The organism is Thermodesulfovibrionales bacterium (genome assembly GCA_035686305.1).
Taxonomy (GTDB): domain Bacteria; phylum Nitrospirota; class Thermodesulfovibrionia; order Thermodesulfovibrionales; family UBA9159; genus DASRZP01.
This window is the reverse complement of record DASRZP010000031.1, coordinates 1-10,221: the sequence shown is the minus strand read 5'-3', so window position 1 is coordinate 10,221 and position 10,221 is coordinate 1. Positions and strand designations below refer to the sequence as shown.

Sequence of the window (10,221 nt, the reverse complement as noted above, 5' to 3'; positions counted from 1 at the left end):
AGATGCCCTCGCCAACATTAAGACCTTGAAGGGCTTAATCCCGATCTGTGCGTGGTGCAAGAGGATACGTGATGATAAAGGATACTGGACGAGAGTCGAAACCTATATCCGCCAACATTCCGACGCTTCCTTCACCCATGGAATATGCCCTGAATGTCTCCGGAAGGAAGACCCCCATACGTACGAAAAGGTATTTCAGGATGAGAAGGAAGCACGGGATTTCAAGATACAGAAGCGGCAGTTTGAACGAATACGATTGAGGAAGCCCTTTACCTGCGTCGTTAAGGTGGGCGGAGGGTCGGAGAACATCGTTCTCCATGCTGCCCTTGAAGATATCAGCGAGGCAGGAATGTGCATCAGAACTGATTATCCGGTGGAGCAAGACTCTTTCCTGATTTCCGGCAATGGAGCCGAGGACAAGATAGGCATTGTGCAATGGAGAAGACCGGCATCGACCGATAGCAGGGCTTACAGCGTCGGCATCAAATTCGTGCAGGACTGAAAGTCCTTTGCCTCAAGTCCGCAGGGTACCCCAGGCGACAGCCGGCTGCGCCTCGCAGCGTACGTATTCGGTCATACCAGCCCCGCCTTCATTCCCTTCCATAGACATCATCTATCCTAACAATATCATCTTCTTCGAGGTAGTGGCCGTTCTGGACCTCGATGATCTCGAGAGGTATCTTCCCCGGATTTTCGAGTCTGTGGAACGTCGATTTCGGCACGTAGGCAGACTCATTTTCATGAATAAAGATCTCGCTGTCTCCGATGGTCACCTTGGCCGTCCCTTTTACAACAACCCAGTGCTCGGACCTGTGGTAGTGCTTCTGGAGGCTTAATCGCTCACTCGGGTTGACAACGATCCTCTTGATCTTGTAGCTCCTGCCCTCTTCGAGAATGGTGTAACTTCCCCAGGGTCTGAAGGTCGTGAGGTGCTCAGACGCCTCTTTCCGGTCGGACTGCTCCATCTGCTTCATCACTTCCCGGACATCCTGGGAGTGTCCCCTCTTCATCATAAGGACCGCGTCGTCCGTCTCCACAACAAGACAATTGTCTAATCCAACCGTGGTGATCAACCTTCTGTTCCCGATAATCAGGGAGTCTCTTGTATGAACGGAGATGACATCGCCGATCTTCACGTTCCCGTCTTCGTCCTTATCGAGCATGTCGAACAGGGCATCCCACGACCCCACATCGCTCCAGGAGAGCTCCATGGGAAGCACGACAATCCTTTCCGACTTTTCCATCACCGCGTAATCGACGGAGAGAGAGGGCATTTCATCAAATTTCTCCGTCATCTCGGCAACGCTCCCGTCAACGAGTGCTCCTATAGCGGGCGCATGATGTTTCAATTCTTCAATCATCGTACCGATGGTAAAGACGAACATACCCGAATTCCAATAGTAGTTCCCTTCGTCGAGATACCTTTTCGCTGTCTCTCTGTCGGGCTTCTCGGTAAACTGCTCGACCCGCTCGTATTCGGCGCCATCCATTCCCTGACCGCGCTTCACGGTCTTTATATATCCATACCCTGTTTCAGCACGGGTGGGCTTGATGCCGAACGTCACGATATGTCCTTCCCGTGCGATCTGTTCCGCCTGTCTGAGGTATCTGCCGAAACCATCGGCAGGCCGTATGACATGGTCAGAGGGAAGGACGCACAGAGCCTCGTCCTTTGCGCAGCCGAGTTTTTCGATGCAATAGGTTATCCCGAGGGCAATAGCAGGCGCTGTATTCCTGCTCGCAGGCTCCAGGACAATATGAGAGGGCATGGGAGCCTGCTTGCCCCCTTTCGAGCCGAACAACGCCTCCAGATCGGACTTGACGTAAAATTTGTATGCCTTGTTCGTCAGCACAACAATGTCTTCTGCCGACACGACGCCCAGGAGACGCTCAACGGTCTGCTGGAAGAGAGACTTGCTGCTGCTTAATTTCAGGAATTGTTTGGGATGGTTCTTCCGACTCATCGGCCAAAGCCGTGTCCCTGAACCTCCCACGAGTACGAGGGCTTTCATGCTGAACCTCCTGCAACAGAGATCATACCAACACGCGAAATGTCCAGGGGACCTCCTTAGACGTGCAGAAAAATACCGTCACAACGTTCCGGTCTGAAGACTCTTTACATACCAATCATAGGTCATCGCTATGCCATCCGCAAGACTGATCCTGGAGGTCCATCCCAATCCTTTTAATCGTGACACATCGAGCAATTTTCTTGGCGTGCCGTCAGGCTTTGTCGTATCCCAGACTATCTCCCCCCGGAAGCCGAGAATGTTCTTTACGATCTCCGCGAGGTCACGAATGGCGACATCCTTACCTGTGCCGACATTAACGACTTCATTTCCCCGGTAGTTTTCCATGAGGAACAGGCAGGCGTCGGCCAGGTCATCAACATGGAGAAATTCCCGATAGGGAGAACCGGTGCCCCAGAGCTGGACAGCAACGGTGCGCGACGGGTTCTCCTTCATCCTCACCTTCGCCTCGTGGAACTTTCTGATCATGGCAGGGAGAACATGGGAGCTTTCGAGATCAAAATTGTCGTTGGGGCCGTAAAGGTTCGTCGGCATCACGGAAATATACTCAGTTCCATATTGCCTGTTATATGCCTGGCACATTTTAATGCCGGCGATCTTTGCCACCGCATAAGGCTCATTTGTCGGTTCAAGCTCACCGGTCAGGAGATACTCCTCCTTCATGGGCTGAGGAGCAAACTTCGGATAAATGCAGGAACTGCCAAGGAAGAGAAGCTTCCTCACATCAAAGGTATAAGCTGCGTGAATAACATTGACTTCTATAGAGAGATTGCTATAGATGAATTCAGCAGGGTAGGTACTGTTGGCAAGGATGCCACCGACCTTTGCGGCGGCAAGAAAGACGTATTCCGGTTTTTCCTTGGCAAAGAAGCCCTCTACCTCCTCTTTGTTACTGAGATCGAGTTCGCCATGGGTCCGTCCGATGATGTTCGTATATCCATCAGACCGTAATCTCCGGACGATCGCAGATCCGACGAGACCTCTATGGCCGGCAACGTAAATCCTCGAACTCCTATCCATCCTCACTCCTTGATGTTCAGCCACAGTGCCATCTTTGCTTGTTACCGCAGGGACATATTGTTTTGTCTCAGCAAGACTTCCTTTTCTGCCAGCTTTAAGTCTGACTCTATCATCATCTTTACGAGCTCAGGCAACTTCACCCGAGCCTCCCACTTGAGTCTCTTTTTTGCTTTTGAGGGATCCCCGATTAAGAGTTCAACCTCGGTAGGCCTGAAATAGCGCGGATCGATGGAAACGAGGGTGTCACCTCTCTTCAAGACCCGAGAGAGCGATGCAGGCGAAGAACGAACGATGCCCCTCTCCTGTACCCCCTTTCCCTTCCAGCCAATCTCTACGCCGATCTCCCTGAATGCCAGTTCCACGAACTCCCGGACAGAATGGGTCTCGCCTGTCGCGATCACGTAATCGTCAGGTGTCTTCTGCTGCAGCATGAGCCACATGGCCTCAACATAATCTCCTGCAAATCCCCAGTCACGTTTGGCATCGAGGTTGCCGAGGTAGATCCTCTCCTTGATGCCTCGTCCGATACGGCCCACAGCCATGGTGATCTTCCTTGTTACAAAGGTCTCGCCTCTCAGAGGAGACTCATGGTTGAAGAGGATGCCGTTGCTCGCATGAATCCCATAGGCTTCGCGGTAATTCACGACAATCCAGTAGGCATAGAGTTTCGCCGCTCCATAGGGGCTTCTCGGATAGAAGGGCGTCGTCTCCTTCTGAGGGCTCTCCCGGACCTTTCCGAAGAGCTCGCTCGTCGAGGCCTGATAAAATCTGACGGTCTTCGTCATGTCGAGGATCCGCAAGGCCTCAAGGAGTCTCAGCGTGCCGACAGCATCGGCATTGGCAGTGTACTCAGCCGTATCGAAAGATACCTGTACATGGGATTGGGCAGCAAGGTTATAGATCTCATCGGGCTGAGTCTCCTGGATAATCCGTATGAGGTTTGTTGCATCCGTCAGATCTCCATAGTGCATGAAGAATCTCGCCTTTCCCTCATGAGGGTCTGTGTACATATGGTCCACACGCTGCGTATTGAAGAGGGATGAGCGTCGCTTGATCCCGTGGACCGTGTAGCCCTTCTTCAGAAGCAACTCTGCCAAATATGCGCCGTCTTGACCGGTTATGCCGGTGATTAAGGCAGTCTTCATCTCTCCTCCTTCCCAGTTTCCCTCTCATTCTCCTGGATATGCATGACCGAGAAGCCGACCAATTCCCTGAATCTTTTCCCCGTGCTGCGCCTGTCCGCTCTCGTTCTCAGGCGATCTTCTCAATACTCCGGCGATTCTCTGACATACCGGTACCGTACTTAAACGTTAGTTTAGCTCTTTTCTTCAGGTATTTTCAACGGGCGTCTGGGCAAACAGGTACCAAAGGTGTCTATGGAGAAGGGAGCGCGCGCGAGGGTCTGTCTACCCTGTCGCCCACCGCTCCTTGGCCTCCTCAGCCAGCTTTATCCGCTCTATTGAACTTTCACCAGGGTATGGTATTTAATATCTCATGTCCGAACTCACACCGCTCATGAGGCAGTACGCCAGTATCAAAGAGAAACACGGCGATGCGATTCTCCTTTTCCGCCTCGGGGATTTCTATGAAATGTTCGGCGAGGACGCGAAGATGGCATCGAAGATCCTCCAGATAGCCCTCACCTCTCGGGATAAGACAAAGGAAGACCCCCTGCCCATGTGCGGCATCCCCTATTTTGCCGCCGAGTCGTATATAGCACGTCTCGTCAAGGCAGGCCATAAGGTTGCTATCTGCGAACAGATGGAAGATGCAAAAGAAGCCAAGGGCATTGTGCAGCGGGAGGTGGTAAAGGTCATAACCCCGGGTACTCACACGCCCGAGCAGCCCAAGGAGAACACCTATATCCTCAGTTTCTTCCCGGACGGGATGAAACACGGCATCGCCCTTGCCGATATCTCTACCGGCGAGTTCCTGGTCTATGAGACGGAACAGCCGCTGGGAGACGAGTTGAGCCGGTTTGAACCGAAAGAGATCCTCTACCCCGAGAGTCTGAGGGACGCGCTGCACTATTCCGAGATCGTCAGGGACTACTATGCCTCGCCTATTCATGACTGGTCCTTTGACTTTCCTGAGGCCTACAGGGTCCTTCTCAAACATTTCAAGGTCTCATCACTTGAAAGTTTCGGATGCGAAGGCATGACGGCGTCACTGTCGGCAGCAGGCGCATTGGTCGCGTACATCGGGGATACGCTGAAAGAACCGGTACGTTTTAGAAAGATATCACCCCTCAAAGAGACTTCCTTCATGTTCCTCGATGCCGCAACACAGAGGAACCTTGAGCTCATCAGGGACCTGAGAGGAGGGGCGGAAGGCACCCTTCTTTCGGTCATGGATGAAACGCTCACCGCTATGGGCGGCCGCTACCTCAGGAATGCTCTTGTCAGGCCGCTCATCGACGTTGCCGATATACGTGACCGTCTGAACGCCGTTGAGTCGCTCATGGATGACTACGAGATCATCGAAACCCTGCGGAACAGTCTGAGACGGGTTCAGGACCTGGAAAGGCTCTCTTCAAGGGTGACGGCGAGAACGGCGAATCCGAGAGACCTCATCGCCATAAAGACCTCTCTTGCCCATCTCCCGGTAATCAGGAAGGCCCTCACGTCTTCACAGAATCCTTTTCTCGCCGCTCTCGGAGAAGAGCTTTCGGACTTCTCTTCGCTGAAAGGGATCATCGAGTCAGGCATGGTCGACAATCCTCCCCTCGGCGTGCGAGACGGAGGAATCATCAGGGACGGATACAACAGCGAAGTTGATGAACTCAGGAAGATCTCGACGAGCGGAAAAGACTTTATCGCCGATCTCGAAAAACGGGAGAGACAGAAGAGCGGTATCTCATCCCTCAAGGTCGGTTATAACAAGATCTACGGCTACTATATCGAAGTGACACGGGCAAACCTTGATCTCGTGCCAGACTCCTACATCAGGAAACAGACCCTCGTAAACGGCGAACGCTTCATCACCCCTGAACTCAAGGAATATGAGTCGAAGGTCCTGGGCTCGGAAGAACGGTTGAAGAACCTTGAATACAGCCTTTTCCAGACGCTCCTCGAAAAGGTCCAGTCCGAAAACCAGAAATTGATCTCTGCCGCCCAGGCCCTCGCAAAGACGGATTTCCTTGTGTCCCTCTCCGTTATTGCAAGGAGGCATAACTACGTGAAACCCCTCGTTGATGACGGCACGGCCGTCGAGATCATCGACGGCCGTCACCCCGTTCTTGAGCGGTTGTCGGCAGGACAGTTCATCCCCAACAATACCTCCGTCGACAGTGAAAGCGACAGGGTGCTGATCATTACGGGTCCCAATATGGCGGGAAAATCGACGTTTATGAGGCAGACCGCCCTCATCGTCCTCATGGCTCAATTGGGCAGTTTTGTGCCTGCTGCTGAAGCGCGGATCGGCCTCATTGACCGGATTTTCACACGAATCGGAGCGTCCGACTTCCTTTCAAAGGGGCAGAGTACCTTCATGGTCGAGATGATCGAGGCGGCGAACATCCTCAACAACGCCACAGGGAGAAGCCTCATTATCCTTGACGAGATCGGGAGGGGCACGAGCACCTTTGACGGCATCAGCATCGCGTGGTCCGTGGCAGAGCACATCCTCAGAAAGATCGGGGCAAGGACGCTTTTCGCGACCCACTACAATGAACTCACCGAATTGAGCATGACCCTCGAGGGTGTGAGAAACTACAACATCTCCGTCAAGGAATGGGGGGACGAGATCATCTTTCTCCGGAAGATCATGCCGGGGCCTGCTGACAAAAGTTACGGAATCCACGTGGCGAGACTTGCCGGTCTGCCTGACGAGGTGATCGACAGGGCAAGGGAAGTCCTCACGTCCTTCGAGAAAGATGAGATGCACAAGGCGGGCAGGACAGGATTCATGCTGAAGGGCTCTGTGAGGAAAGCCGGTCAGATGGATCTCTTCGAGACGACGGAAGATCCGTTGCTCGATGAAATCATGAATATGGATATGTCATCATTGACCCCGAAGTCTGCCCTTGGTAAACTGAAACAGCTCAGAAAGAGGGCGGAGAAACTGTCACAGGAGAGCCTTGACAAATGAGAAAAACCTGTGATAGAAATTCACAGGTTCCTGAACAGGAAAGGAGGATGAGATGAATCCCGAGAATCTCAAATATCACAAGGAACACACGTGGGTAAAGATCAGCGGCAAGAAGGCGACGATAGGGATAACAGACCATGCGCAGGAAGCACTCGGAGACATCGTGTACATCGACCTTCCTGAAGTTGACACAACCGTAGAAGCCAATAGTGAAATCTCTGAGATAGAATCCACAAAAGCGACGTCCTCCGTGATAGCGCCTGTCAGCGGCACCATTATCGAAGTGAATGAGGAATTATCGGAATCCCCGGAGATCATCAATGAAGAACCTTACGGCAAGGGCTGGATCGCCGTCCTCGAAATGGATGACGTTACGGAACTGGAAGATCTCATGGACGCCGCGGAGTACGCAGGGTATCTCGAAGAAGAGGTGAAATGAGAATCGCCGTCCTCGGCGGAGGGCCAGGCGGTTATGTCGCTGCACTCAAGGCCTCCCAGCTCGGTGCGCAAGTCATGGTCATCGAAAAGGATGAAGTCGGAGGAACCTGCCTCAACTGGGGCTGCATCCCTACAAAGACCCTCATCGCCTCAGCAGAAGCCTTTCTGAGGGCAAAGAACCTCGCCGATTTCGGAATCGACCTCGCCGGTTCTCTCTCCCCCAACCTCACGAAGATCATGGAAAGAAAGAACAAGGTCGTCTCGATACAGGTGAAGGGAATTAGGGCCCTCTTCAAGAGTTGGGGGGTGAGCCTTATCGAGGGCAAAGGTACCCTGGTGAGTCCTGGAAGGATCGAGGTCGAGAAAAGAGGCGGCGAGAGAGAGACGGTGGAAGCAGAGAAGATCATCATCGCCACCGGTTCGAGGCCGGCACAGGTACCCGGCCTTCCCTTTGACGGCCGGAATATCCTCTCAAGCGATGACATGGTGCGGGTCAGCGAGATTCCCAGGAGCCTCTTCATCGTCGGCGCCGGCGTCATCGGCTCAGAATTCGGATGCATCTTCAACGAGTTCGGAACAGAGGTGACCTTGGTGGAGGCGCTTTCGAGGGCGGTATCAACAGAGGACTTTGAGATATCGGAACAGCTCGAAAGAGAATTTAGGAAGAAGAAGATACGACTCATCACCGGCGCCGGCGTCTCAAAGGTTGAGACAAGAACTGATGGTCTCTCCGCGGTCCTTACCGACGGCACAGAGATCACGGCGGAGAAGGTCCTTGTCTCAATTGGCAGGGCGCTCAACAGCGAAGGGATCGGACTTGAAGCCCTCGGCGTAGAAAAAGACGCCCGCGGCCGGATCATCGTCAACGAAAAGATGGAGACGAGCGTCAGGCATATTTATGCCGTCGGCGATGTTGTCGGAGGTATGCTCCTTGCGCACAAGGCCTCGCGCGAAGGAATGGTGGCTGCCTCCAACGCCTGCGGCAGGGAGAGCATGATTGATTACTCCGTTGTACCTGCCGCCATCTTCACGTCTCCTGAGATCGCCTCTGTCGGCATGAGGGAACATGAAGCAGGGGAAAAGGGAATTGCCGTCAGGACAGGCCACTTCCCCTTTCGAGGACTCGCCAAGGCCCATGCCATCGGTGAGATATCGGGCTTCATCAAGATCGTCGCCGACTCCGAGACCGATAAGGTCATCGGCGGCCATATCATCGGTCCCCATGCATCTGATCTCATCCATGAGGTCGCCGTTGCGATGGAGGCAGGCCTCACGGTGAGGGACATCACCGCCACAATCCATGCACATCCCACGCTCTCCGAAGGCATATACGAGGCAGCCGAGGACGTCCATGGCTCTGCGGTCCATGTGCTGAGAAAGTAGCATGTCCTTCGTGATTCATCATTCATCGGCGTGAACCTATGTCTGCTAAAGAATTACTCACAAAAACGTTTTCAGACAACTGGGTCGCTTTGTCAAGGGAGAAGAACAGGGAGATCTTTTCCGAGCTTGACGTGCTCCTGAGGGCCCTTGACCGTTTCTTCAACATTGAGAACCTTCCCCTCCCGAAAGAACATGTCGCGGCCAGGAACTTTTTTCTTGAGCTCTCTGTGGTGAGGGATGGTATTCTCAGGGTCCTGGGACTTCTTGAAAGTATCATTCCCGAGAGCAAGAGAAATATTTACTGGTTCCAGAAATTCGCCGTCAGCAAATACCTCAACGACAAAAAGAGAGACGCCTTCAGGGAAGAGCTCTACAAGCAGGACGTCCCGGAAAAAAGTCTTCTTCTTCTCTATGATTCCATTATCAACCTCAAGGGCATCATCACCGACATCCTGAAAACGGAGCAGATCCCGTACCTCACCTTTACGAATATCGGTCACATCATAGAAAAAGACCTGAGGGAGAACAGTTTTTTCAATCCCTTCTCGAGGGATATCAACCCCGAATTTGACGTCATAGAAAACCGCGAGATAACCAAGATCGTCAAGAGCATCAGGGAAAGGGAGACAAAGAAATACGTCTCCCTGCTCCTCCTCTCCCTCTTTAAGTTCCTGAGATATCTGAGGCATGCCGATAACTCCGCCAAATACGGTTCTCTCAACTCCTCCCTTCTCATCATCCTGCTCCTCCGTTCTGAGATCACCCTCGCCAGAACGCACATGGCGAAGATGAGTGACGCCGTTGCTGATGAGCGGCTGAGGGGGCTCATACCGTCATTGGCATATCAGTTTTCTGTTGAATCAAAGCGGGTCTTTGAGCAGGAACTTAAGGATGCCCTCTCCGGCAAACCTTCACAGCATCTCAAGGGCTTCCTTGAGAACAGCCACGGTATTCTCAAGAACCTTTCGGAGCAGAGCATCCTCCAGATCGTTCAGTTCTACAAACCTGCTATCAACGGCGGCGAAATATTCCACAGCTTCATGACGAGGGTCGAGCAGTCCCTGCGACTGAGGGAAGACCTCCTCATCCTTCAGAAATTTTTGACGCTCATGGAGAGCAGGAAATCGGATGAAGGACGATTAAAGGTCTTTGCAGCGATGAGAAACTATATGCTCTATTTTCAGAGCTTCACCTTCAAGCTTCTCAGGTACGACGATTACGATGAATTCAGTTCATTCTTCGAGAGGGCACTGACCTTTGC

Annotated in this window: 8 protein-coding genes; 5 read left to right on the top strand and 3 right to left on the bottom strand. The window is 52.8% G+C overall.

Annotated elements, in window-relative coordinates; translation table 11 throughout:
* The coding region (locus VFG09_03490; GenBank protein ID HET6514196.1) for a PilZ domain-containing protein at positions 1 to 502 on the top strand (502 nt) is incomplete at its 5' end.
* A gap of 88 nt (positions 503 to 590) precedes the next feature.
* Here VFG09_03490 and VFG09_03485 read toward each other — a convergent pair.
* The 3 genes from VFG09_03485 to gmd form a co-directional block, all read right to left on the bottom strand.
* The gene (locus VFG09_03485) at positions 591 to 2,012 is read right to left on the bottom strand and encodes a mannose-1-phosphate guanylyltransferase/mannose-6-phosphate isomerase (protein HET6514195.1); all 1,422 of its coding nucleotides are present in this window, start codon (positions 2,010 to 2,012) and stop codon (positions 591 to 593) included.
* Between the two features lie 78 nt (positions 2,013 to 2,090).
* Positions 2,091 to 3,050: a GDP-L-fucose synthase gene (locus tag VFG09_03480; GenBank protein ID HET6514194.1), complete on the bottom strand. Its 960-nt coding sequence runs from the start codon at positions 3,048 to 3,050 to the stop codon at positions 2,091 to 2,093.
* Positions 3,051 to 3,091: 41 nt separating this feature from the next.
* Positions 3,092 to 4,195, bottom strand: a complete 1,104-nt coding sequence (gene gmd / locus VFG09_03475; GenBank protein ID HET6514193.1) for a GDP-mannose 4,6-dehydratase — start codon at positions 4,193 to 4,195, stop codon at positions 3,092 to 3,094.
* Between the two features lie 349 nt (positions 4,196 to 4,544).
* On the opposite strand from gmd, the gene mutS reads away from it, so the two are divergent.
* The 4 genes from mutS to VFG09_03455 form a co-directional block, all read left to right on the top strand.
* Positions 4,545 to 7,139: a DNA mismatch repair protein MutS gene (mutS, locus tag VFG09_03470; GenBank protein ID HET6514192.1), complete on the top strand. Its 2,595-nt coding sequence runs from the start codon at positions 4,545 to 4,547 to the stop codon at positions 7,137 to 7,139.
* 52 nt (positions 7,140 to 7,191) lie between these two features.
* A complete protein-coding gene (gene gcvH, locus VFG09_03465) occupies positions 7,192 to 7,578 on the top strand; it encodes a glycine cleavage system protein GcvH (GenBank protein HET6514191.1) in 387 nt (128 codons plus the stop codon).
* Entirely contained in the window at positions 7,575 to 8,960 is a 1,386-nt protein-coding gene (lpdA, locus tag VFG09_03460) for a dihydrolipoyl dehydrogenase (protein ID HET6514190.1), read from the top strand. Before gcvH ends, lpdA begins: the two co-directional genes overlap by 4 nt.
* A 38-nt stretch (positions 8,961 to 8,998) precedes the next feature.
* A partial coding sequence (locus VFG09_03455; protein HET6514189.1) for a hypothetical protein occupies positions 8,999 to 10,221 on the top strand: 1,223 nt, incomplete at its 3' end.

Excerpts from the sequence above, each read along its gene's own strand:
- VFG09_03480 (HET6514194.1), bottom strand. The coding sequence starts at position 3,050 with ATGGATAGGAGTTCGAGGATTTACGTTGCCGGCCATAGAGGTCTCGTC.
- lpdA (HET6514190.1), top strand. The coding sequence starts at position 7,575 with ATGAGAATCGCCGTCCTCGGCGGAGGGCCAGGCGGTTATGTCGCTGCA.
- mutS (HET6514192.1), top strand. The coding sequence starts at position 4,545 with ATGTCCGAACTCACACCGCTCATGAGGCAGTACGCCAGTATCAAAGAG.
- gcvH (HET6514191.1), top strand. The coding sequence starts at position 7,192 with ATGAATCCCGAGAATCTCAAATATCACAAGGAACACACGTGGGTAAAG.
- gmd (HET6514193.1), bottom strand. The coding sequence starts at position 4,195 with ATGAAGACTGCCTTAATCACCGGCATAACCGGTCAAGACGGCGCATAT.
- VFG09_03485 (HET6514195.1), bottom strand. The coding sequence starts at position 2,012 with ATGAAAGCCCTCGTACTCGTGGGAGGTTCAGGGACACGGCTTTGGCCG.